At 59.3% G+C, this 23,991-nt stretch carries 23 protein-coding genes, 1 tRNA gene and 2 pseudogenes; 9 read left to right on the top strand and 17 right to left on the bottom strand.

The features are described 5' to 3' along the window. The 7 genes from Q8Q83_RS15990 to Q8Q83_RS15960 form a co-directional block, all read right to left on the bottom strand. Positions 1-251: alpha/beta hydrolase (locus tag Q8Q83_RS15990; protein ID WP_305625117.1), on the bottom strand; the 251-nt coding region annotated here is incomplete at its 3' end. A gap of 504 nt (positions 252-755) precedes the next feature. After that, entirely contained in the window at positions 756-1,904 is a 1,149-nt protein-coding gene (locus Q8Q83_RS15985) for an acyl-CoA dehydrogenase family protein (protein WP_305625116.1), read from the bottom strand. A 185-nt stretch (positions 1,905-2,089) separates the two neighbouring features. Beyond that, positions 2,090-2,491 (bottom strand): MaoC family dehydratase, encoded by a 402-nt coding sequence (locus Q8Q83_RS15980; RefSeq protein ID WP_305625115.1) that lies wholly within the window; start codon positions 2,489-2,491, stop codon positions 2,090-2,092. A 15-nt stretch (positions 2,492-2,506) separates the two neighbouring features. Continuing rightward, positions 2,507-2,950 carry a MaoC family dehydratase N-terminal domain-containing protein gene (locus Q8Q83_RS15975; RefSeq protein WP_305625114.1) on the bottom strand — a complete coding sequence of 148 codons (444 nt, stop codon included), beginning with the start codon at positions 2,948-2,950 and terminating at the stop codon, positions 2,507-2,509. 36 nt (positions 2,951-2,986) lie between these two features. Beyond that, a complete protein-coding gene (locus Q8Q83_RS15970) occupies positions 2,987-4,162 on the bottom strand; it encodes a lipid-transfer protein (protein ID WP_305625113.1) in 1,176 nt (391 codons plus the stop codon). A gap of 25 nt (positions 4,163-4,187) precedes the next feature. Then, on the bottom strand, positions 4,188-5,108 hold the full coding sequence (locus Q8Q83_RS15965; RefSeq protein WP_305625112.1) for an SDR family oxidoreductase: 921 nt from the start codon (positions 5,106-5,108) through the stop codon (positions 4,188-4,190). A gap of 235 nt (positions 5,109-5,343) precedes the next feature. Beyond that, positions 5,344-6,906, bottom strand: a complete 1,563-nt coding sequence (locus Q8Q83_RS15960) for a long-chain-fatty-acid--CoA ligase (RefSeq protein ID WP_305625111.1) — start codon at positions 6,904-6,906, stop codon at positions 5,344-5,346. A 366-nt stretch (positions 6,907-7,272) separates the two neighbouring features. Here Q8Q83_RS15960 and Q8Q83_RS15955 point away from each other — a divergent pair. Next, positions 7,273-7,460 (top strand): annotated as a pseudogene (locus Q8Q83_RS15955) (IS5/IS1182 family transposase); the annotation flags it as partial. A gap of 295 nt (positions 7,461-7,755) precedes the next feature. On the opposite strand, the gene Q8Q83_RS15950 reads toward Q8Q83_RS15955, so the two are convergent. Further along, positions 7,756-8,757, bottom strand: a complete 1,002-nt coding sequence (locus tag Q8Q83_RS15950) for an AraC family transcriptional regulator (protein ID WP_305625110.1) — start codon at positions 8,755-8,757, stop codon at positions 7,756-7,758. 247 nt (positions 8,758-9,004) lie between these two features. On the opposite strand from Q8Q83_RS15950, the pseudogene Q8Q83_RS15945 reads away from it, so the two are divergent. Further along, positions 9,005-9,295, top strand: a pseudogene (locus Q8Q83_RS15945) (transposase); the annotation flags it as partial. Between the two features lie 211 nt (positions 9,296-9,506). On the opposite strand, the gene Q8Q83_RS15940 reads toward Q8Q83_RS15945, so the two are convergent. The 7 genes from Q8Q83_RS15940 to queA all read right to left on the bottom strand — a co-directional run bounded on the left by Q8Q83_RS15940 (position 9,507) and on the right by queA (position 16,730). Further along, the gene (locus Q8Q83_RS15940; protein WP_305625109.1) at positions 9,507-10,487 is read right to left on the bottom strand and encodes an IS5 family transposase; all 981 of its coding nucleotides are present in this window, start codon (positions 10,485-10,487) and stop codon (positions 9,507-9,509) included. Positions 10,488-10,650: 163 nt separating this feature from the next. After that, on the bottom strand, positions 10,651-11,199 hold the full coding sequence (locus tag Q8Q83_RS15935) for a glycine zipper 2TM domain-containing protein (protein ID WP_305625108.1): 549 nt from the start codon (positions 11,197-11,199) through the stop codon (positions 10,651-10,653). Between the two features lie 130 nt (positions 11,200-11,329). Beyond that, on the bottom strand, positions 11,330-12,232 hold the full coding sequence (gene secF, locus Q8Q83_RS15930) for a protein translocase subunit SecF (protein WP_305625107.1): 903 nt from the start codon (positions 12,230-12,232) through the stop codon (positions 11,330-11,332). A gap of 12 nt (positions 12,233-12,244) precedes the next feature. After that, the gene (gene secD / locus Q8Q83_RS15925; protein WP_305625106.1) at positions 12,245-14,113 is read right to left on the bottom strand and encodes a protein translocase subunit SecD; all 1,869 of its coding nucleotides are present in this window, start codon (positions 14,111-14,113) and stop codon (positions 12,245-12,247) included. 62 nt (positions 14,114-14,175) lie between these two features. Further along, entirely contained in the window at positions 14,176-14,511 is a 336-nt protein-coding gene (gene yajC / locus Q8Q83_RS15920) for a preprotein translocase subunit YajC (RefSeq protein ID WP_305625105.1), read from the bottom strand. Positions 14,512-14,550: 39 nt separating this feature from the next. Further along, on the bottom strand, positions 14,551-15,666 hold the full coding sequence (gene tgt / locus Q8Q83_RS15915; RefSeq protein ID WP_305625104.1) for a tRNA guanosine(34) transglycosylase Tgt: 1,116 nt from the start codon (positions 15,664-15,666) through the stop codon (positions 14,551-14,553). A gap of 14 nt (positions 15,667-15,680) precedes the next feature. Then, positions 15,681-16,730: a tRNA preQ1(34) S-adenosylmethionine ribosyltransferase-isomerase QueA gene (gene queA / locus Q8Q83_RS15910; RefSeq protein WP_305625103.1), complete on the bottom strand. Its 1,050-nt coding sequence runs from the start codon at positions 16,728-16,730 to the stop codon at positions 15,681-15,683. Positions 16,731-16,842: 112 nt separating this feature from the next. Between queA and Q8Q83_RS15905 the strand changes: the two genes are divergently transcribed. The 3 genes from Q8Q83_RS15905 (at position 16,843) to Q8Q83_RS15895 (ending at position 18,158) form a co-directional block, all read left to right on the top strand. Continuing rightward, positions 16,843-16,927 (top strand) — tRNA-Leu (locus tag Q8Q83_RS15905). 337 nt (positions 16,928-17,264) lie between these two features. Beyond that, positions 17,265-17,477: a cold-shock protein gene (locus Q8Q83_RS15900; protein ID WP_305625102.1), complete on the top strand. Its 213-nt coding sequence runs from the start codon at positions 17,265-17,267 to the stop codon at positions 17,475-17,477. Positions 17,478-17,663: 186 nt separating this feature from the next. Beyond that, the gene (locus Q8Q83_RS15895) at positions 17,664-18,158 is read left to right on the top strand and encodes an RDD family protein (RefSeq protein ID WP_305625101.1); all 495 of its coding nucleotides are present in this window, start codon (positions 17,664-17,666) and stop codon (positions 18,156-18,158) included. 138 nt (positions 18,159-18,296) lie between these two features. Here Q8Q83_RS15895 and lptG read toward each other — a convergent pair whose 3' ends face one another. Together lptG and lptF are read right to left on the bottom strand one after the other, a co-directional pair. Next, positions 18,297-19,358 carry an LPS export ABC transporter permease LptG gene (lptG, locus tag Q8Q83_RS15890; protein WP_305625100.1) on the bottom strand — a complete coding sequence of 354 codons (1,062 nt, stop codon included), beginning with the start codon at positions 19,356-19,358 and terminating at the stop codon, positions 18,297-18,299. Continuing rightward, positions 19,351-20,472 (bottom strand): LPS export ABC transporter permease LptF, encoded by a 1,122-nt coding sequence (gene lptF / locus Q8Q83_RS15885; RefSeq protein ID WP_305625099.1) that lies wholly within the window; start codon positions 20,470-20,472, stop codon positions 19,351-19,353. Before lptF ends, lptG begins: the two co-directional genes overlap by 8 nt. 144 nt (positions 20,473-20,616) lie before the next feature. On the opposite strand from lptF, the gene Q8Q83_RS15880 reads away from it, so the two are divergent. From Q8Q83_RS15880 to Q8Q83_RS15865, 4 genes are all read left to right on the top strand, one after another. Further along, entirely contained in the window at positions 20,617-22,107 is a 1,491-nt protein-coding gene (locus tag Q8Q83_RS15880; protein WP_305625098.1) for a leucyl aminopeptidase, read from the top strand. A gap of 83 nt (positions 22,108-22,190) precedes the next feature. Beyond that, on the top strand, positions 22,191-22,610 hold the full coding sequence (locus Q8Q83_RS15875) for a DNA polymerase III subunit chi (protein WP_305625097.1): 420 nt from the start codon (positions 22,191-22,193) through the stop codon (positions 22,608-22,610). 9 nt (positions 22,611-22,619) lie between these two features. Next, positions 22,620-23,036: a DNA polymerase III subunit chi gene (locus tag Q8Q83_RS15870; protein ID WP_305625096.1), complete on the top strand. Its 417-nt coding sequence runs from the start codon at positions 22,620-22,622 to the stop codon at positions 23,034-23,036. A 287-nt stretch (positions 23,037-23,323) separates the two neighbouring features. Next, a partial coding sequence (locus tag Q8Q83_RS15865; RefSeq protein WP_305625095.1) for a class I tRNA ligase family protein occupies positions 23,324-23,991 on the top strand: 668 nt, incomplete at its 3' end.

The raw sequence follows: 23,991 nt of genomic DNA, 5'->3' as shown, positions 1-23,991 counted from the left end.
TCCAGAAAACGGGCAAATTCTGGAATGTCGACTCGCTTCTTGCTGGCGTGACCAGACATATCAAAGCTAACCGTGGCAATGCCTTTTTCCCGGAAATAAAGTGCTGGCGTGACGTAATCCCCCGCATGCGCCATGCCTCCGTGCAGCGCCAGAATAATTGCTCTTGGCTGTTTTGGCTCCCAGATATGGATAACGCGCTCAACTTGATCAGAGCAATAAAGCGCTGCTAGTTTGTCCTCGGAAAATCTCATTGGCTGACTCCGAATTATGCTTGGCGGTTGCAGGAGCTAAGTGCAACACGGTTATTGAATTGAAGCAGGAGCAGCACGCCGCATACGGACTATGTCGATAGCAGACCTTCATTCGGTGCATTGGACTATTGAAAAGGAAGGGCTTGCAAAAGCAGCTTGGCTGCCAGACTTATCCACCGTTGCCGATGCAAAAAACAGCAAGCATTCCTCAATAGTCGACAGATGGGCCGACAGCTTGCCCGGCGCGCCTGAACGGGGCGCATCATGCAGCCCCGCAAAGCCTTTGCTCAGCCTCTGTTGTCGAGGCTCATAGACAGTTTGCGTGCATACCCCTTGGGTCTCGGCCACTACTTTGGGCGAATCGCCGCGAGCAAGTCGTAGCAGGGTATCTGAGCAAAGATTCAGAGGCCGCTATGCGCCGTGACTGGAGCCAGCGACTGAGTCTGGCAGTGCCTGCCTCCGATAGAAGGCATCACGTGCCAGATTAATCTTGGCTGTCTGTTCTTACTTGAGGGCCTCCCGCGAGATAATCTCCTTCATGATCTCGGAGGTGCCGCCGTAGATCCGCTGCACGCGGGCGTCCACATAGGCGCGAGAGATGGGATACTCGGTCATGTAACCGTAGCCGCCAAAGAGTTGCAGGCAACCGTCCACCACCCGACCCTGCATCTCGGTACAGCCGAGCTTGGCCATGCTGACCGACGCCACATCCAGCGCCTTGCGCGCGAAGCGCTCCATGCACTCCTTAACGAAGGCCTTGTGCACCCGGATATCGGTCTGCATCTCGGCGATCTTGAAGCGGGTGTTCTGGAATTCGGCAATTGCCTTGCCGAACGCCTTGCGCTCCTTCACATAGGCGATGGTCTGCGCCAAGGCGCCTTCGGCTGCGGCCACGGCCATCACCGCCAAGCTCAGGCGCTCACGCTGCAGTTCGTTCATCAGCACGAAGAAACCACGGTGCAACTCACCCAGCAACGCCGACTGGGGCACCCGCACATCCTGGAAGAACAATTCCGAGGTATCGGCCGAATGACAGCCGATTTTGTCCAGGTTACGACCGCGCTGGAAGCCGGGGCAGTCGCTTGCAACGATAAAGAGCGAGGTCCCCTTGGAACCTGACACAGTGGGATCGGTCTTGGCTGCCACCACGACCAGGTCGCAATGCTGCCCGTTGGTGATAAAGGTCTTGGAACCATTGATCACATAGTGGTCACCCTCCCGCTTGGCGCTGGTACGGATGCCCTGCAGATCGGAACCGGCACCGGGCTCGGTCATGGCAATGGCCCCCACCATCTCGCCACTGGCCATCTTCGGCAGGTAGTTGCTCTTCTGTTCTTCAGTACCGGCGTTGAGGATATAGTGAGCCACGATATCGGAATGCACCGCCAGACTACCGCCCAGCGCGCCACAACCAGCGCGTCCAAACTCCTCTGCCACCACCATGGAGAAGTCGAAGGGCGCGCAGGCACCGCCGTATGCTTGCGGTAGATCGACGCACAACAGCCCCGCCTCCCCCAACTGGTTCCACACCTGACGGGGCATGATCCCGCCCCTCTCCCACTGCTCATACTGGGGCACGATCTCGCTCTGCACAAAGCGGCGCACGTTGTCGCGGAACAGCTCTAATTCGGCTTGATCTAATTCGATGCTCATTACCAACCTCGCTCTTATAGTTTTAGCGTCACGCTCGTGGCCCGGACCTTGAGCCCCGGCGCAGAAATTTAGATATTGCGCCAGCCGGCTTCCCGGCCGCGCAAGAGGCTCGGCAACCCGGCCTGCGGCGGAGGAGTCACTAAACTCGCGCCACCCACGGATTGCACCTCACCGCCACTGGCGCTCTACAGCGCCACCAGCGCCTCACCGATCAGGGTCTGCTCGCCTGAAGCCTTGGTCGCCGCGATCTCCAGACGCACTCGCCGCTCGCCCTCTTCTTCGAGCAGTTCCACCACGGTGCCGGTGCAGGTAATCACATCCCGTACCTGGGTGATGGCCGCGAAGCGGGTGCTGAACTTGCGCAGTTTCGACTGAGGTTGCCAGTTGGTCAGCATCCGGCCCAGATAAGCCATGGACAACATGCCGTGGGCAAACACATCGGGCATCCCCGCTTGCTTGGCAAAATCTGCATCCACATGAATCGGGTTGTGGTCGCCGGAGGCGCCGCAATAGAGCGCCAGGCTGTGACGGGAAATGGGCGGCAGCTGCAAGGAGGGGATTTGACTTCCGATCTTAATTTCTGACATGACCACTTGCTCCCGTTAGTTGCGGTACACCAGGCTGCACCGGGCCTTGGCGACCAATTGGCCGTCTTGATTGGTATAGGTGTTTTCGGTCACCACGAACTCCAGGGCGCCCCCCTTCTTGTCGAAGATATCGACAATCTTGCGGGTGGCGGTGATCTCGTCGCCGGCATAGATAGGCGCGAAATACTCGAAGGCCTGGCTGCCATGGAGAATACGGCCCACATCCAGTTGCAACAGCTCCACCTCCGGCGGCAGATCGGCCGCGCGTTCCATATCCAGCACCATGGGGAAGGTGGGCGGTGCCGGAATCGTCCTGTGGCCTGCATCCCGGGCGGCTGACTCGTCTGTATAGATGCGGTTGCTCTCGCCAATGGCCTTGGCGAAAAAGATCAGCCGCCCCTTCTCCACCGGCACCACTATGGGTGGGAACTCGGTACCTATCTTGCTGCGATCCAACATGGCGTTCTCTCTTGATCGTTGCTGAGCTGTTCGGGGCTATAGCTTGCGATACATAGTCACCACGGCCGCGCCGCCCAGCCCCAGGTTGTGCTGCAAGGCCACGCGGGCGCCCTCCACCTGGCGCTCCCCTGCTTGCCCACGCAGATGCCATACCAGCTCGGTGCATTGCGCCAGGCCGGTGGCACCCAGGGGGTGGCCCTTGGACATCAGCCCGCCGGAGGGGTTGACCACGAACTTACCGCCATAGGTGTTGTTGCCCGCGGCGATAAATTTCTCGGCCTCGCCCTCACCGCACAGCCCCAGGTCTTCATAGGTGATGACCTCGTTGGGGGTGAAGCAGTCATGCAACTCCACCACCTGGGCCGCCTCGGGGCCTAGACCGGCCTGCTCATAGACCTCCTGAGCGGCCTTGCGAGTCATGTGGGCACCGATCAGCTCGATGGGATCGTTCCAGCTGTCTTGCAGGTCGGTGGCCATCGCCTGGCCGATGATCTCGACCCCCGCTGCAACCCCGTGCTTCCTGGCAAAGGCCTCGCTGCAGACGATGACGGCGGCGGCACCACAGCTGGGGGGGCAGGCCATCAGGCGGGTCAGGTACGGCGCATAGATGGTCGGCGCCGCCATCACCTCTTCCACAGTCAAGGGTTTGGTGAACATGGAATAGGGATTGCGCACTGCATGGCTGCGGGTCTTGACCGAGACCTTGGCGAAGATATCCGGGTTAGCGCCGTACTTCTCGATATAGGCGGTGCCGGCGGAGCCGAACATTCGCAACGCCAACGGCCCCTCAGGTGCATCGGCCACCTCATCCAGGCGCCGCAGCATGGGCTCGAACGGCGACTCCCGATCATCCCAGTGGGAGCCCAACGCACCGGGCTGCATCTCTTCGAAGCCCAGGGCCAGGGCACAGTCCACCGCCCCGCAGGCCACCGCCTGGCGCGCCAGGAACAGCGCCGTGGAGCCGGACGAACAGTTGTTGTTGACGTTGATCACCGGTATCCCGGTCATCCCCACTCCATAGAGGGCATGTTGCCCACAGGTGCTGTCGCCATAGACGTAACTGGCGTAGGCCTGCTGCACCAGGCGGTAGTCGATGCCGGCGTCCTCAAGGGCTGCCTTGACCGCCTTGGTCGCCATCAGCCGATAAGGCTCCTGGGTGCCCGGCTTACAGAACTTGACCATGCCAACACCGGCAATACGTGCCTTAGCCATGACTCTATCCTCTTGTTTTGTCGGTTTATTTCTTGGTCGCCAGCAGGTCGATGCCGACCATCTGGCCAACGGCCGTGAAGGTGCTGAGGATGCTTTCGGCAGGCTCGGCATCGCTGAAGTCGCAGATCTCGTCCCAGCGCTCGGCCACCTGCTCGGCGCTCACCCGACCCTCGACGCCAAAGGCAACACCCTGGCTGCGCTCGGTACGAATCTTGGCGAACCAGCTGGCGCCCACCTCAAACACCCCACCGTTCTCGGTACTGTCCTCGGCACACAGCTTGACTGCCAGGGGCACCACGTAGTCGGGGCTGGTGGCCTTGAGCACTTCTTCCGGCCAGATGGTTTCGGTCAAGCGGGAGCCGGCGATGGGCGCGATCACATTGGTGAAAATATTGTTACGGGCGCCTTCCAGCGCCAAGGTACGACCCAGGCCCAGCAACGCGGATTTGGCCGAGCTGTAGTTGGCCTGGCCGAAGTTGCCGTAGATGCCGGCGGCGGAGGTGGTGAAGAGGATGCGACCGAAGTTCTGCTCGCGCATCACCGACCAGGCGGCCTTGGTCACCTTGTAGGCGCCGTCCACGTGAACGCGGTAGATCAGCTCCCAATCCGCATCGGTCATCTTGGCAAAGCTGACATCCCGCAGGATGCCGGCGTTGTTGATCACCACATCGACGCGGCCGTAGCTATCCAGGGCCGTCTGGATGATCTTGTCACCATCTTCAACGGAGTCGTAGTTGGCTACCGCCTCACCACCCAGGGCGCGGATCTCTTCCACCACCTGGTCAGCCGCCGCGGAACTCTGGCCCTCACCATGACCGCTGCCGCCCAGATCGTTAACCACCACGCGGGCACCGCGCTTGGCAAACTCCAGCGCATAGGCCCGACCCAGGCCGTTGCCCGCGCCGGTAATGACCACAACTCTTTCGTCGAAACGCATCCGATCCATTTCTATTACCTTAATTTGCTTAAGCGCTGAATGACTAAAAGGGCTGGATTAGACTGTCTCAACCGAGAAGGGCGAACAATGTCGGCAAGTCCCATTTAAATTAACAATAACCATCAAGTTCGAGCCCTGCCGTCCGCGCAGGCTCAAAAAAATCCGCCAGTAAAAGGCGGATAAACAGCCGACTACTACAGGGAAAGTCCTATTCGTCGACTGAGAGGCAAGCAATCACAGCAAGTTAGTTAATGGCCCGCCCCTTACCCTCCCAATAGGGCTTGCGCAGATCCACTTTGCGCAACTTGCCAGCCCCGCTCATTGGGAATGGCTCTTCCCGGAACTCCACGCTACGCGGGCATTTGTAACCGGCAATATGATGGCGACAATGATCGATAAGCACCTGCTCCGTGGCCTCGCCCCCGGCCTTGAGGCGCACAATGGCATGTACGGCTTCGCCCCAGCGTTCGCTGGGGATACCGATCACCACCACTTCATGCACCGCAGGATGTCTGGAGATGGCACTTTCCACTTCGGCCGAGAACACATTCTCGCCACCGGAAACAATCATGTCCTTGACCCGGTCCACCAGAAACAAGAAGCCGTCTTCATCCAGATAACCAGCATCCCCGGTCATGACCCAACCATCGATCAAGGCGGCCTTGGTCTGCTCCGGGTTATTCCAGTAGCCAAGCATGGTATTGGGACCACGCACGGCCACTTCCCCTATCTCGCCCGGCGCTAGGTTCTTGCCTTCGGCATCGACAATATTCAGCTCCACGCAGTAACCCGCCCGGCCTGCCGAGCGCAGCCGGCCGGCATTGGGGCCCTCGAGTACATGGCATTCAGGACCCAGGATAGTGGCGAGGGGGGCCAATTCGGTCTGCCCATAGGCCTGGTAAAACGCCACCCCGGGCAGTTTTTCCATGACCTGCCGCAAGGTGCCCTCCGGCATGGGCGAGGCGCCATAGAAAACCTTCCGCAACGAGGACAGATCGGCCTCTGCCAGGGCTGGACTAGCCAACATCATGGAAATCATGGTGGGGACCAGCAGCACATCTGTGACCCCATACTCGGCTATTGCCTCAACTGCCCGGGAAACCTCGAAGGCGGGAATGAACGCGTGGGTGGAACCGGCGATGGTATTGGCGATGGAGATGGCGGCGTCGGCCAGGTGGAACATGGGCGCCGCATGCAGATAAATGCTGTCTGGCGCCTGAAGATTGAGTCCCGCCATGATGGAGATGCTGCTGGCCCATAGGTTCTGATGGGACAGCATCACCCCTTTGGGAAAGCCCGTAGTGCCGCCGGTATAGAAGATCCCAGCCAGATCGGCATAGCCGCGCATGGCATCCTCGGCTGGCTCGGCGGCCTCAAGGATTACCTCATAATTCAGCATCCCCTCCGGCGTCTCGCCATCGCCGACATAGATGATCGTCTGGATACAGTCGGTCTTCTCGAGAATCTCTCGGGCCGTCTCTTTGAAGGTCTCATCAACTATCAGTAGCGTGCAGCCGGAATCCTCTAGGGAGTAGACATTTTCATTGACCGACCAACGTATATTCAGGGGCACCAGTACGCCACCAGCCCAGGGCACCGCAAAGTAGGCTTCGTAATAACGATCAGAGTTCAGGGCCAAAATAGCTACCCGATCACCAGACTTGACCCCCAGCTCCTGTAACGCCCCAGCAACCTTGGCCACTCGTTCAGTTAGTTCGACCCAGGTGCGACGGCGAACACCGCATAAAGTTGAAAACTTATTTGGATAGAGCTGGGCATTGCGCTTAATTGACTGAGTTAAATACATCACAACCTCTTTACTTTTATAATTATTACCTAAAGCGCACAGATCAACTCGATCCCAGCAGAGCCAAGGTGTCGCTCATATCGCCACAAGCTCAGCGCTCATTAAAGCTCCATACAACCCAAGCACACCTAACAAAATCACGCCTAACAAAATCCTGCAAGGAGGAGAAGATCGGCCTCTAAAGAAGCGGTCTGCGGTTAATTGATTTAATTAGCCTTTCTCCCTCCACGCAATAGCGAAAACGCACAGATAAATATGCAGAAACTACCAAGGGACCGGCGAGCATATGTCGTATCTTTCCAAGGGAAGTCCTAAGAAGATTCCCCAGTGCTGGTGCAATACTCTTTCCCTGATCCGAGCCGCCCGATGAAACAGCAGCCCTTTGCCGATACTGAGTACGCCGGCAAGCGCAAGCAGACCCGCAAAGGCCGCTTCCTGATCGAGATGAACCAGGCAGTAGCGCCGCCCTGCTCGCGCTGATCGAGCCGCATTACCTCAAAGGAGCAGGCGGCCGCCTGGCCTGCCCGCTGATAGCGATGCTGCGGGGGCATCTGTGGACTATCGCTGCGCCAGGGCACCCTAGTCGATGCTGCGCTGGCCCATGCACCGAGCTCATCGAAGGACAGGGACTATAAAAGTGGCTTGTTCTGGAGTCGGTGGACGGCTGGAGAAACTTCGAACAGGCTATGCCCAATTGGGCACTGACTTGTTCGAAGTGTCCTTAACATGGCCTTGGAGCGCATCGCCACACGAGAGCCAAGCGCGTGCTTCCGAGCGTCGATTGCTTCGATCATCACTCCCCACAGGCTGGTTTAATGATGGGGCCGTCGAAAAGGGAAAAGCTCCGCATTAATCGATGCGGCGATAATCTCCAGGGGTGACGCCGGTCCAGCTCTTAAAGGCTCGGATAAAGGCGCCTGGCTCAGTAAAGCCGACCCTTAGAGCAATATCACTGACGGGCAGCCCTTGCTTAGTCAGATGGTAGATCGCGATATCACGACGAATGATATCCTTGATCCCTTGATAGGAAGTGCCTTCAACTTTCAGCCTACGCCTGAGGGTTTGGGGGCTCATGTTGAGCCTAACAGCTACTGTCTCGAAATCTGGAAATCCCTTCTCGGCCGTGGTTTCGATCATCAGCCGGATTCGAGTGGTGTAACTTTCGTCATTTTCTGGTTCTAATAGAATATCTACCGGCGTCCTGCGGAAATACTCTTTCAGCGACACCTCGGTCTGGACGATCGGCAGGAGGAGATACTTCTTATGGAAAGTCAGACTGTTGGTCGACTGTGCGAACTCATGGGCGCAAGGAAAGAGGAATTTATACTCGTCTACATGAGAGGGTCGAGGGTAGACGAAAGTGCTGCGCCTAAGCACAATATGCTTACCCACCAGCCAGCTGGCAAAGCGGTGCCACGCGATCATAGTGAATTCAGCCAAGAAGTGGTCTGGATCCAACTCTGGATGATGGAAACAGTAACTCAAGGTGACTTCGTCTCCCTCATGCGTTAGGCAAAGGTGGTAATCATCCTCCACCAGATCATAGAAGCGAATACCGATTTTTAGGGCTTTATCTAGGCAGGGCTCGTGGATAGCGAGTTTACCCATTAGATAGAAAGCTCCCAGCTTGCAGGGATGGGGGGTGAAGCCCATATTTTCATCCTGCAGGGCATGCCAAATTCCTTGTGCCAATTTGGCCAGTTTCTCGACGGCTATTCGGGCCTGGGGTTTTCCCAGGATCTCCTCGGAAATGCCTGCGCCGCGTAGTAGTTGCTCGGCATTAACGCCATGGGCGGCCGCCTGGTTAAGGAGGACGGTCACATAATGATTAGCAGCGGTATAATTTTTCATTGGACAACATCTATGGCTTCAGCCGTTTATAGCGGATCGACTGCGGCAAAAACAAGGCCCTGTGCATTTAAGTGACGAGCGAAAAAGTTCATACACTTGTCACTTTATGTCATTGTGTTGTTGGCGCTAATGGAATTAACCCACCCTGTCGATTGAAATTTAACCCAGGGCAGATTGCTGATTTCTGCATCAGCAACTGTGGATAAGTTTAGCAGTCGAACTACTTTTAATACTTCCGCTCAAACGCCCAATCGGGCTGTCCTGGCGGCGTAACTGGGCACGGGTCATCTCGTTCTTCGACTATCCGGCCGAGATCCGCAAGGTGATCTACACCACCAACGCCATCGAATCGATCAACATGAGTTTGCGCAAGGTGATCAAGACCCGGGCCTCGTTCCCCACTGACGAGGCCGTGAGCAAGCTGTTTTATTTGGCGCTGAACAACATCAGCAAGAAGTGGACGATGCCGATACGGGACTGGAAAGCGGCCCTGAATCGCTTCAGTATCCAGTTCGAAGATCGATTGATGCAGGATTAAGAGACATCCCGTTTACACCTAATCCGGGACACCCTCAGTTCGGCTATCTACCGAGCTGAACCTAAGGATGGTCTGAAGTAGTCATGTATTTCTGGCTGACTTCAGCCCTCGCCGATTTTGAAAGCGGTAAATCGATCAAAAATGATCAGATCACCCGCTCATTTCTGTGTTTTTAGCCGCCACGAGTGCCTCGCAGCGGCCATTTCCCGCATTACAGGCGCACCTCTCCTGCACTCGTCAGTAAATGTCTGCGCGCCATCCACAGATTCGACAGCGCGAACAGTGTCACCAGTTGCGCCGTGTTCTTGGCCAAGCCACGGAAGCGAACCTTCACGTAACCGAACTGACGCTTGATCACCCGGAATGGATGTTCGACCTTGGCCCGAACCTGCGCCTTGGCCTTCTCGATCTTGCGCTTGGCTTTGTACAGCGCGCTGCGCTTATCAAGCTTCTTGTAGGTACTGCGGCGTGCCGCGACCTGCCAGATAACCTTGCGCCCGCCATGCTCGGGGCGCTTATCAACGCCGGTATAGCCCGCGTCGGCACCCACCATGTTTTCATCGCCGTGCAGCAGTTTGTCGACCTGAGTGACATCCGCCACGTTGGCCGCCGTACCCACCACGCTATGCACCAGGCCCGACTCGTCATCCACACCGATGTGGGCTTTCATGCCGAAGTAATACTGGTTGCCCTTCTTGGTCTGATGCATTTCCGGGTCGCGCTTGCCGTCTTTGTTTTTGGTCGAGCTGGGCGCATGAATCAGCGTGGCATCGACGATGGTGCCTTGGCGCAGCGACAGACCTCGGTCGCCCAGGTAGCCATTGATCACGGCCAGGATTCCGGCGGCTAGTTCGTGCGTCTCCAGCAGACGACGGAAGTTGAGGATGGTCGTTTCGTCGGGAATGCGCTCCAGGTTCAGTCCGGCAAACTGGCGCAGGATGGTGGTTTCGTACAGGGCTTCCTCCATGGCTGGGTCGCTGTAGCCAAACCAGTTCTGCAGCAGGTGCACACGCAGCATGACCATCAACGGGTACGCCGGGCGGCCACCTTCACCCTTGGGGTAATGCGGCTCGATCAGGGCGATCAAACCCTTCCACGGCACCACCCGATCCATCTCGATCAGGAACAATTCCTTACGGGTCTGCTTGCGCTTACCGGCGTACTCGGCGTCGGCGAAAGTCATCTGCTTCATCGGAAAACTCAGTGCGTGGAATCCGGGTATTTTGCCAAAATCGGGAAGTCTTCTTCAGAGTTTCCCTAAGCGCCCGAGAGGTTCGTCTTGCCGATCAACCGGCAGGCTTGCGCTCGTCTGTCAGGCGGGTTCTTTCACGCTAAAAATTGCTCCAGACAATTTTTTATTGGGCCGAGTTGGTGGCCGGCTCGGCCAACACCAGCTGACCATCCCTGACCGGAATCTTAGAACCCGGATCACTCGCCATACGCACCTGGCTGACCTTGCCGTCCAGCTCGTATTTGACGTCATAGCCCACCAGCTTCTCACTGACATCGGTCACCGTCTTGCAGCGCGTTTCAGTCGCGGTATAGGTAGAGTTGGCCTGCATATTCTCCTGCACCTTGTTGCCGGCATAGCCACCGCCCACGGCGCCCGCGACCGTCGCCAGTTTCTTGCCGCTACCGCTGCCGACCTGATTACCCAGCAAACCGCCAACCACCGCACCTATTGCCGTACCGGCAATTTGGTGCTGATCCTGGACCGGCTTCTGCCGAGTCACAGCGACCTCTTCGCAGACCTCGCGCGGCGTCTTGATGCTTTCCTTGACCGGCTTGACCGCCAGCACTTCGGCGTATTCCGGGCCACTGACCAGGTTATAGGTGGCCACAGCGCCGCCTGCGGTAACGCCTACAGCACCGAGGACTGCACCCACCAGCAATGACTTGTTCATAAGCACCTCCTTAAACCCGCAACACCGGCGCTTAATCACGCCTACTTTCATGCCTTTTGAGCGAAAAAAAGCCGGACAAGTTCAACACTTGTCCGGCCCATTCGCGCCAACTGCGAGCTAACCCACAGTTTCAGGGACGCTCATCGACCTCTTCAGCCACCACCGGCGGAATCAGGTCATCGACTTTCAGATCGAGCCAGATCAGCACCACGTTGGCGATATAAATCGACGAGTAAGTACCCGCCATCACACCAATAAACAGGGCAATGGAGAAACCGAACAGGTTATCGCCCGCGAAGAGCAACAGCGCCACGATCGCCAACAGCGTGGAAATCGATGTAGCGGCCGTACGCAACAGGGTTTGCGTGGTGGAGATATTGATGTTCTCGATCAGGCTGGCCTTGCGCAGCACACGGAAGTTCTCGCGCACCCGATCGAAGACCACGATGGTGTCGTTCAGCGAGTAACCGATGATCGCCAGCACGGCCGCCAAGACCGTCAGGTCGAAGGTCACCTGAAAGAACGACAGAATCCCCAGGGTCACAACCACGTCATGCACCAGGGAGAGCACCGCGCCCAAGGCAAACTTCCACTGAAAACGGAAGGCCAGGTACAGCATGACCCCACCTAGCGCCAGCAGCATGCCTATGCCACCCTGGTCACGCAGCTCTTCACCCACCTGCGGACCGACGTACTCAACCTTCTTCACCTGCAGCGCATCACCCGCCTGCTGCAGCGCAGCAGCGACCTTGTTGCCAAGGCTCGGGTCATCGCCCTGCATACGCACCACCACATCGGTAGTCGCACCAAAGCTCTGCACCACGGCATCGGCAAAACCCGCCGCCTCCAGCTGAGCGCGCACCTTGCCCAGATCGGCAGGCTGCTCGTAGCTCAACTCGATCTGCGTGCCGCCGGTGAAATCCAAGCCAAAGTTCAACCCCTTAAAGAACCAGCTACCCAGAGCCACAAAGGTCAAAAACAGGGTGATGGCGAACGCAATATTGCGCACACCCATAAAATTGATCGTACGCATCGTCTCGGCCCCTTAGATCGACAACTTCTTGAAGTCACGCCCGCCACAGATCAGGTTGACCATGGCACGAGTCACCAGAATGGCGGTGAACATCGAGGTGACAATGCCCAGCGACATGGTCACCGCGAAACCCTTGACCGGACCGGTGCCCATGGCGAACAAGATCCCGCCGACCAACAAGGTGGTCAGGTTGGAGTCGAGAATCGCGCTATAGGCACGATCGAAACCCTCATGGATGGCGCGCTGCACCGACATGCCATTGGCAATTTCCTCGCGAATCCGCGAGAAGATCAGCACGTTGGCATCCACCGCCATGCCCATGGTCAGGACGATACCGGCGATACCCGGCAGGGTCAGAGTCGCACTGAGCAGCGACATCAACGCCAGCAGCAGGACCATGTTGAAGGCCAGCGCAATAGTCGCCAGCACCCCGAAGAAGCGATAGATGGCGATGATAAACAGCGAGACGAACAGCATGCCCCACAAGGACGCATCGACACCCTTGGTGATGTTATCGGCGCCCAGGCTCGGGCCGATGGTGCGTTCTTCGGCAAAGTACATAGGCGCCGCCAGACCACCGGCACGCAGCAGCAAGGCCAGCTCCGACGACTCACCCTGGCCATCCAGGCCAGTGATGCGGAACTGACTGCCCAGCGGCGACTGGATGGTCGCCAGGCTGATGATCTTCTTCTCTTCGACAAAGGTCTGCAGTTCGACTTCTTTCTCGACGCCCTCGACGACCTGACGAACATAGCGGGTCACCGGTTTCTGCTCGATAAAGATCACCGCCATGCTGCGCCCGACATTGTTGCGGGTGGCACGATTCATCAGATCGCCGCCACGGCCATCCAGACGGATATTGACCTGCGGACTGCCATTCTCGTCGAAGCTGGCCTGGGCATCGGTAACCTGGTCACCGGTGATGATCAGGTCACGCTCCAGCTGCGCTGGCGGACGACCCTCCTGGCGGAACTCGAAGCTTTCGGTCGCGGCTTTAGCGGCATCCGGCTCGGCCGCCAGACGGAACTCCAGGTTAGCGGTCTTGCCCAGAATACGCTTGGCTTCGGCGGTGTCCTGCACACCCGGCAGTTCGACCACGATGCGGTTGGCACCCTGACGCTGAACCAGCGGCTCGGCCACCCCCAGCTCGTTGACCCGGTTACGCACCGTGGTCAGGTTCTGCTTGATCGAGTACTCGCGAATCTCCACCAACTTGGCCTGGGTCAAGGCCAGACGCAGCACCTGCAGCTCGTTGCGCTGCACGGTGGTCATGTCGAAATCGGTGAAATCCTTGCGGATCAGCTGCTGGGCTTTCTCCAGCGCGGCCTCATCGACAAAGCCAAGCTGAATCGCGCCATTGAGTTCCGGCAGGCTGCGATAGCGCACGCGCTCTTTGCGCAGCAGGCTCTTAATCTCACCCTCATAGACCTTGCGCCGCGCATCCAGGGCTTTATCCATATCCACCTCCATCAGGAAGTGCACACCGCCCGAGAGGTCCAGACCCAGCTTCATCGGGCTACCACCCAGATTGCGCAACCAGTCCGGCGTGGTTTGCGCCAAGTTCAAGGCCACCACGAACTCATCGCTCAGCGCCTTGCGCACCACGTCCTTGGCGGGCAACTGGTCTTCGGCCTTATTCAACCGCAACAAGCCGGCGCGCCCTTTCTCGGACAGGCTCGACGCTTTTACACTGATACCCGCTTGTTCCAGCGCACGACTGACGCGATCCAGGTCGGCCTGCTCGACACGCATGGCCGAGCTGTTGCCACTGATCTGGATGGCCGGATCGTCCGGGTAAAGATTGGGTGCGGAATAAAGAAAGCCGATTGCCAGCACAGCCAGGATCAGCAGGTACTTCCAGAGGGGAAATTTATTGAGCATGACGCCGCCCGTTATGACGCGGGGCGCATTAAGCGCCCCGTCGAATGGTAAAGGTGTAGTGCTTAGATCGCTTTCAGCGTGCCCTTGGGCAGCGTGGCGGCGATGGCCGCTTTCTGAATCTTCAGCTCGACGGTATCGGACACTTCGATTACCACGAAATCATCGGAAACTTTGAGCACTTTGCCGGCGATACCGCCGCTGGTCACCACTTCGTCACCCTTTTGCAGGTTGCCGAGCAGATTCTTGTGTTCTTTCGCACGCTTGGCCTGGGGACGCCAGATCATCAGGTAGAAGATGACCAGAAAGCCGACCAGAAATACCCATTCAAAACCGCTACCAGCAGGGCCAGCAGCCGGGGCGGCACCTTCAGCGAAAGCAGCGGGGATAAAAAAGCTCATGTAACACTCCTGTTGCAATGGTCTTTAAAAGTTGAGTTATCAGTCCAGAGGCGGAGTTGGTAGCCCGCGTTTGGCATAGAAGGCATCGACGAAGGCGGCCAATGTACCCTGTTGAATAGCCTCGCGCAAACCAGCCATCAAGCGCTGATAGTGACGTAAGTTATGGATTGTATTGAGCATGCTCCCCAGCATTTCGCCGCACTTATCCAGGTGATGCAGGTAGGCGCGGGAGAAATGCTGACAGGTGTAACAGTCGCAGGTCGGGTCCAGCGGCGAGTCATCCTGTTTGTGGAAGGCGTTGCGGATTTTCAGCACGCCGGTATCGACAAACAGATGGCCATTACGTGCGTTGCGGGTCGGCATCACGCAATCGAACATATCCACGCCGCGGCGCACGCCCTCGACCAGATCTTCCGGCTTGCCCACTCCCATCAGGTAGCGCGGCTTGTCGGCCGGCAGCTGGGGCGGCAGGTAATCCAGCACCCGCAGCATCTCGTCTTTCGGTTCGCCTACCGAGAGGCCGCCAATCGCCAGGCCGTCGAAACCTATTTCGCTCAAGCCCTCCAGCGAACGCATGCGTAGCTCTTCATGCATGCCGCCCTGGACTATGCCGAACAGCGCCGCTGTGCTGTCGCCATGGGCTTCCTTCGAGCGCTTGGCCCAGCGCAGCGACAATTCCATGGAGCGCTTGGCCACATCGAACTCGGCCGGGTAGGGCGTGCACTCGTCGAAGATCATCACGATGTCGGAGCCCAGGTCGCGCTGCACCTGCATCGACTCTTCCGGCCCCATAAACACCTTGGCGCCATCCACCGGCGAGGCGAAATACACCCCCTCCTCCTTGATCTTGCGCATGGCGCCCAGGCTGAACACCTGAAAGCCGCCGGAGTCGGTGAGGATCGGCCCCTGCCACTGCATAAAGTCATGCAGGTCGCCGTGACGCTTGATCACCTCGGTACCCGGGCGCAACCACAGGTGAAAGGTATTGCCGAGGATGATCTGCGCCCCAGTCGCCTCGATATCCCGCGGCAGCATGCCCTTGACCGTGCCGTAGGTGCCCACCGGCATAAAGGCCGGGGTCTCCACCACGCCACGCGGGAAGGTCAGACGGCCACGCCGCGCCTTGCCATCGGTCGCCAATAATTCGAAAGACATGCGGCAAGTGCGCGTCATAGCTGTTCCTCTGGCCCGCGTGGCGCGGGATTGCGGGTGATGAACATGGCATCACCGTAACTAAAGAAGCGGTAACCCTCGGCGATTGCGCACTGATACGCCGCCATGGTTTCCGGGTAGCCGGCAAAGGCCGACACCAGCATCAACAGGGTCGATTCTGGCAGATGGAAGTTGGTGACCAGGGCATCGACCACATGCAGCGGTCGGCCCGGGTAAATAAAGATATCGGTGTCGCCGCTGAAGGCCTTGAGCACGCCATCGCGGGCGGCGCTTTCCAGGGAGCGCACGCTGGTAGTGCCCACCGCCACCACCCGGCCGCCGCGGGCACGGCAGGCGGCCACCGCATCGACCACCTCCTGGCCGACCTCCAGCCACTCGCTGTGCATCGGGTGATCTTCGATGCGCTCGACCCGTACCGGCTGAAACGTGCCGGCGCCGACATGCAGGGTGACATAGGCGCTAGCGACGCCCTTCGCGGCAATCGCCGCCAGCAACGCCTGGTCGAAATGCAGGCCGGCGGTCGGCGCGGCCACCGCACCGGCACGTTCGGCATAGACCGTTTGATAGCGCTCGCGGTCCGCCGCCTCGTCCGGTCTGTCTATATAAGGTGGCAGCGGCATATGGCCGACCCGCTCGAGCAGCGGCAACACCTCTTCGGCAAAGCGCAACTCGAACAAAGCTTCGTGACGCGCCAGCATCTCGGCCTCGCCACCGCCCTCGATCAGAATGGTCGAGCCTGGTTTGGGCGATTTACTCGAACGCACATGGGCCAACACCCTATGGCTGTCCAGCACGCGCTCGACCAGTATCTCCAGCTTGCCGCCCGAGGCTTTCTGGCCAAACAGGCGCGCCGGAATCACCCGGGTGTTGTTGAACACCATCAAGTCGCCCGGACGCAGGTATTCCAGCAGATCACTGAACTGACGGTGCGCCAGGGCACCACTGGGGCCATCCAGCACCAGCAAACGGCTAGCACGACGCTCCGCGAGAGGATGGCGGGCGATAAGAACGTCAGGCAGCTCGAAATTAAAGTCGGCAACGCGCATGTCGGAAGGGGGTCGTTTAGCAGGGCGGTAAAGCTTACCGGAAATAGTGCATTCTGACCACGCAAGTGGATTGACCAACCCCAAAGGCATCCCTATACTGCGCCGCCATTGTGCCCCGGTGGCGGAACCGGTAGACGCGGCGGATTCAAAATCCGTTTTCGAAAGAAGTGGGAGTTCGAGTCTCCCCCGGGGCACCATAATCTCTTTAGTTGTTTGCAGCCGCTCGAACAACTTGCAACACCCGCTGAGCACGACGCAAAGCTGCTCAGCCACGCACTTCAAAGCCTCCAAAAAATCGCCGCAAAACAACCCGCAGGCCTGCATTCCTATGCCCTGGCGGGGGTTGGCATTTGCCTAAAAGTTAGCGTAGAGTGCCTCCACTGTGTTTGCATGGGTCGCCGTAAATCGTGACCTGGTGCAGTAGATCCTCAAGATCCGCTACATCCCGCTCGACGTCGCATAACTCCTTGCAACCAGTCTCAGCCCTCTTATATCTAGAGGCTGTCATTAACTTTAGTTTCAAGGAAATACAATATGTCGAATCGTCAGAACGGTACCGTCAAGTGGTTTAACGACGAGAAAGGTTTTGGTTTTATCACGCCAGAAAGCGGTCCGGATCTGTTCGTGCACTTCCGCGCAATCCAAGGCAGCGGCTTCAAGAGCCTGAAAGAAGGCCAGAAAGTCAGCTTTATCGCTGTACAAGGTCAAAAAGGCATGCAGGCTGACGAAGTTCAAGTTCAGGAATAACCCTGCCGCTTTGAAGAACCCCTGATGGCAACATCAGGGGTTTTTTTATGACCTACCATCCATGGTGGCCACCCTACGGGCCGTCGCTACGCGACGTTAAAAATGGCTCCCAGCCATTTTTTATGCCCATTGCTGCAAGTTTGCGTCACCAAGATCCGCCCCTATTTATTGACTAAAGAGCCGACCATGCCGAAACACCTGCTGCGCCCGCAGGGTGACTTCCCTAGCGCCGGACTGATCCGCCGTCTCGCCGCCCTCTTCTATGACTTTCTGCTGTGCATCGCCCTGCTGATGGTCGTGACCTTTATCTACAAGCTGATCCTGATGGGTTTCTATGGCGAAGCGCTGCTCAAGCAGATGTCCGACGCCGGCGCCCTGGACGGGGACCCGCTGCTGTCGACTCTGCTGTTCTTCAGCCTGTTCGCCTTCTTTGCCAAGTTCTGGACCCACAACGGCCAGACGCTGGGCATGCAGGTCTGGGGCGTACGCATCCAGAATGCCGACGGCACCGCCATCAGCCTGTGGCAGGCCATGCTGCGCTTCCTGGTCGCCATAGGTTCCTGGGTGCCGCTTGGCCTGGGCTATCTCTGGGTGCTGTGGGACAAAGACAAACGCAGCTGGCATGACATCTACTCGGACAGCCGGGTCATTCAGCTGCCGAAGAATATTCACAAGAAATAAACTCGCCCATGAAAAATGGCCAGGAGCCATTTTTAACGTCGCGCAGCGACGGCCCGAAGGGTGGCCGCCATGGATGGCAGGCCATAAAAAGCCGGCTTGCGCACTGCTGCGCAAGCCGGCTTTTTTACGCCAGGCTCTTTATCCCGCGCGGCGCAGCAACCAGACCCCGGCCAGGGCGCAGATAGCCGCCGGGATCAGCACCGCCAGCAGCGGCGAGAAGCCGAACACCAGGCTGGACGGCCCGAGCAAGTCCTGGGCGATGCGGAACACGAAGCCCACCAACACCCCGGTAAACACCCGCTGGCCCAAGGTAACCGAGCGCAACGGGCCGAAGATAAAGGAGATGGCCATCAGCACCAGGGCCACGGTCACCAGCGGCTGCAACACCTTGGTCCAGAACGACAGCCAATACTGATTATTGTTGAGGCCCTGATCGGCCAGATAGTGGATATAACCCCACAACCCGCTTATCGACAGCGCATCAGGCGCCAACACCACGGTGCCGAGCAGTTGCGGCGTCAGCTCGACATCCCAGCGCTCGCCGGGCTGCTTGATCACCTCAGTGTTGCGCTCGCGGAAATGCGTGGTGGCCACCTCTTCCAGCTGCCAATGGTCACCCTGGTACTGCGCGCGACGGGCAAAGCTGGCCGACTGCATGCGCTGCTGATCATCGAAGCGGTAACGGGTCACACCGACCAACAGGCCATTGGGCTGCACGGCGTTGATATGCACGTACTCCTGGCCCTGGCGATGCCACAGGCCGCGTTTGGCACTTTGTGCATCGCCACTGCCTTGGGCCATGGCGCGCCGGGCCTGGGCCTGGTTCTCGCTGTAAGGGGCCAGGTACTCGCCAATCAACACACCGACCAGCATCAGCACCAGCATGGGTTTCATGACCGCCCAGACGATCCGCCCGATCGACACGCCGGCGGCGCGCATGACGGTCAGTTCGCTGTTACTGGCCAGGGAGCCCAGCCCGATCAGGCATCCGATCAACGCCGCCATCGGCAGCATCTCGTAGACCCGCCGCGGCGTGGTCAGCACTACATAGCAGAGCGCATCGAACAGGCTGTAGTTGCCTTCGACATCGCCCAGCTCATCGATAAAGGCAAACAGCAAGGCCAAGCCGACTATGATCCCCAGCACGCCGAGAATCGCGACGAACACCTGGATGCCGATGTACTTATCCAACTTAACCACGGGCCACCCCCTGTACCGCATGGCGGGCCGCCCATTTCAAGCGCAGCGTCTCCCAATAGAGCAGAACCAAGCCAATCACTGCGAACACTCCGTGCACCCACCACAAGCCCAGCGCCGCCGGGATCTTTTCCTTGTCCAACGCCCCGCGCGCCGCGATCAGCAAGGCCAGGTAGGCCATATACAGCAGGATGGCCGGCAGCAGCTTGAGGAAACGCCCTTGCCGCGGATTGACCCGCGACAGCGGAACCGCCAGCAGGGTGATCACGAACACCAGCAAGGGGATCGACAGCCGCCACTGCAGCTCGGACTGCATGCGCCCCTTATCGCTGCCCAGTAGCTGGCGGGTCGGCATGGCTTCGCGATCCGTCACCTCGGCCTCCACTTCCGGCTTGGGCAATAACACGCCATAGGTGTCGTACTGAATCGCCCGGTAATCGGCCTGGCCCGGGTTACCGTCATAGCGGTAGCCGTTTTCCAGAATCAGGTAGCGGCTGCCATCGGCCTGGATTTCCTGACGCCCGCCCTGGGCGACCAGCACGGAGATACCGCGCTCCTTATCGCCGTCGGTAGAGAAGCGCTTCTCCGAAATAAACACCCCGGCCAGTTTGCCGCGATCTTCGGACAGCTCCTCGGTGTAGGTCACCCGCGAGCCATTCTTCATGGCCTGGAAACGCCCCGGCACCAGGGTATCCAGTTCGGTAATGGCGCTCTGCTGATTGAGAATCCGCGCCACCTGCTCCACGCCCTGCGGGGCCAAGCCCAGACTCAACCAACCGGCCAACAAGGCCACCAGGGTCGCCGGCGCCAGGCTATAGACAAACAGGCGCTGCTGGCTCATGCCAGTGGCCGACAGCACGGTCATTTCACTGTCCAGATACAGGCGCCCATAGGCCAGCAAAATGCCGAGAAACAGGCCCAGCGGCAGGATCAGCTGCAAGAAGCCGGGAATCCGGTACGCCATGATCATCAGCAGCACACTAGGCTCGAGCAGCCCCTGCGCGGCCTGCGCCAGATAACGGATAAAACGGCCACTCATGATGATCACCAAGAGCACGGCACTCACCGCACTCAAGGTCAGCAACACTTCACGAGACAAATAACGGAAGACGATCAAACCAGACACTCCAGGGTTGTCAGGCTCAGGCGGCTACGATCAAACTAGCCGCACTGCTTGCCGGCTCGCCCAACTGGCGAACCATCGAAAAATTTGCCGGCATTATCCTGTAATACCGACTCGTTGTCTTGGGGACTGCACCTAATGGAATTTATTGTTAAAAGCGCACGCCCAGAAACACTAAAGACCGCCACCCTGGTTATCCCTGTCGGCGAAGGCCGCAGCCTAGGTGAAGTCGCCAAGGCCGTGGACGCCGCCAGCGCAGGCGCCATCAGCGCCCTGCTCAAGCGCGGCGACCTGGCCGGCAAGCTCGGCCAGACCCTGCTGGCGCACAACCTGCCCAATCTCAAAGCCGAGCGCGTCTTGCTGGTCGGCACCGGCAAGGACAGCGAACTGTCAGACCGCCAACTGCGCAAAGTGATCACCGCCGCTTATGCGGTATTGAAAGGCCTGGGCGGCAGCGATGCGGTGCTGGCCCTGCAGGATGTGCAGGTAAAAGGCCGCGACGCCTATGGCAAGGCCCGCCTGATGGTGGAAAGCCTGGCCGACGGCGACTACCAGTTCGACCGCTTCAAGAGCCAGAAAGCCGATGCCAGCGCCCTGAAGAAACTCACCCTGCTTGGCGACAAGGCCGACCAGGCCGAGGTCGAGCGCGCCGCCCGGCATGCCCAGGCGATTGCTGCCGGCATGGCCTTTACCCGCGACCTTGGCAACCTGCCGCCGAATCTCTGCCACCCCAGCTACCTGGCCGAGGAAGCCAAGGCACTGGGCAAGGCCCATAAGAACCTCAAGGTCGAGATTCTCGACGAGAACAAACTCAAGGAGCTCGGCGCCGGCGCCTTCCTCGCCGTGGCCCAGGGCAGCGAACAGCCGCCTCGGATGATCGTGCTGCACTACCAGGGCGGCAAGAAGAGCGAGAAGCCCTTCGCCCTGGTCGGCAAAGGCATCACCTTCGACACCGGCGGCATCAGCATCAAGCCCGCCGCCGGCATGGACGAGATGAAGTACGACATGTGCGGCGCCGCCAGCGTGTTCGGCACCCTGAAAGCCGTGCTGGAACTGCAACTGCCGATCAACCTGGTGTGCCTGCTGGCCTGCGCCGAGAATATGCCCAGCGGCCGATCGACTCGGCCGGGCGATATAGTCACCAGCATGAGCGGGCAGACCGTGGAAATCCTCAACACCGACGCCGAAGGCCGTCTGGTGCTGTGCGACACCCTGACCTATGCCGAGCGCTTCAAGCCGCAGGCGGTGATCGACATCGCCACCCTGACCGGCGCCTGCATAGTCGCCCTGGGCAGCAATGCCTCCGGCCTGATGGGCAATAACGACGAGCTGATCGAGCAACTGCTGGCCGCCGGCAAAGGCGCCGACGACCGCGCCTGGCAACTGCCGCTGTTCGACGAGTACCAGGAGCAGCTTGATAGTCCATTTGCCGACATCGCCAATATCGGTGGGCCGAAAGCCGGTACCATCACCGCCGGTTGTTTCTTGTCGCGTTTCGCCAAGAACTACCACTGGGCGCACCTGGATATTGCCGGCACCGCCTGGATCAGCGGCGGCAAGGAGAAAGGCGCCACCGGCCGCCCGGTGCCGCTGCTGACCCAATACCTGCTGGACCGTTGTAACGCCTAGCTCCCGCGGCAGCAGCTGTAGCCGCGATTAGCGGTATACGCGGCGACAGCCGCTGCCACGAACGCCCCACAAATGAACAAGCCATGCCCCGAATAGAATTCTATGTACTTTCATCCGCCACCCCGGCCGAACGCCTGCGCGCGGCCTGCCAGCTGGCGATGAAAGCCTGGCGCGCCGGCCTGCCGGTGTTTGTCCGCGGCAGCGATTCCGCGCAATGCGCCGAGCTGGATGAGTTGCTGTGGCGCTTCAAGGCGGAAAGTTTCGTGCCGCATAGCCTGCACCAGGACGACGGGCAAGCCCTGGTAGTCATTGGCCTGGACGAGCAACCGGGCACCCAACAGGGCGTACTGATCAACCTGGGCAGTACCCTGTCAGCGCATATCGAGCACTTCAGCCGAGTGATAGAAATCGTCAACCAAGAACCCGAGCTGCTGACCGCCTGCCGGGAGAATTTCCGCAGTTACCGCCAGCGCGGTTATGATCCCAAACGAGTTGAACTCTAGTTGCACAGCATGGACACCCCAAAACCGCCACAAAAGCCCGCGCAACTGCTGAACGACCTGGAGTCGATCCGCGAGTTGCTGGGCGATGAAAGCCTCGAACCGCCGTTGCTGCTCGACACCATCGACCCGGACAGCATTCCCCTGCTCTCGGATATAGTCACGCCGCCGCCCAGCCCGGCCGTGCGCGCTCCAGCGCCCAGCGCCGCGCCTGCCGCACCCGCACCCGCACCCGCACCCAGCCTGCGCGACACAGTGACGCAAAGCATCAGCCGCGACAGTGAAGTCAACCGCCTGGACAGCGAACTGCGCGCCGCCGCGCAACTGATACTGCAGGATGTGATCGACGACTTCGTGCCGCAGATCGAAGCCGAGCTGAAGCGCCGCCTGGAAGCACGCCTGACCCGCCTGCTGCCGCCGCGCAAATAGCGCAGTTGGGTAGGTTGGATTAGCGGCGATTATCGCGGCTTAAGCGACGACATCGCTGTCGGTCGCCGCGTAACCCAACAGGGTCTTCATGTGGTGGTGGTCATGTCGCTCGGCAGCATGGGTATCGCTACGCTCAACCCATCATACGAACTTCGCCATATCCGCCCTACATAAGCCGCCAGCACGCCCACCAGTCAGCCACGCCACGCTCGGCCTTACGCCGCGAGGGCCTTCCCCGCTATACTTGCCGGCTTTTCCGACCAGCCGTCATAAGGGTCCCGCCGCGCATGGACAAGACCTACCAGCCGCACGCCATTGAAACCGCCCTGTACCAGAACTGGGAGGCGAACAACTATTTCGCCCCACAAGGTTCGGGTGAGCCCTACTGCATCATGATCCCGCCGCCGAACGTCACCGGCAGCCTGCACATGGGCCATGGCTTCAACAATTCGATCATGGATGCGCTGATCCGTTTCCGCCGCATGCAGGGCCGCAACACCCTGTGGCAGCCAGGCACCGACCATGCCGGGATCGCCACCCAGATGGTGGTCGAGCGTCAACTGGCCGCCCAGGGCGTCAGCCGCCATGACCTCGGCCGCGACAAATTCCTGGAAAAAGTCTGGGAATGGAAGGAAGAGTCCGGCGGCACCATCACCCGGCAGATCCGTCGCCTGTGCAGCTCGGTGGACTGGACGCGCGAACGCTTCACCATGGACGACGGCTTGTCCGAAGCGGTCAAGGAAGCCTTTGTGCGCCTGCACCAGGACGGCCTGATCTACCGTGGCAAGCGTCTGGTCAACTGGGACACCAAGCTGCACACGGCGATCTCCGATCTGGAAGTGGAAAACCACGACGAGAAAGGCAGCCTGTGGAACCTGCGCTACCCCCTGGCCGCTGGCCACAAGACCGCTGACGGCAAGGATTACCTGATAGTCGCCACCACCCGGCCGGAAAC

It is taken from the genome of Pseudomonas sp. (assembly GCF_030696055.1).
In the GTDB taxonomy this organism is placed as follows: domain Bacteria; phylum Pseudomonadota; class Gammaproteobacteria; order Pseudomonadales; family Pseudomonadaceae; genus Aquipseudomonas.
This window is presented reverse-complemented; position numbering and strand designations above follow the sequence as displayed.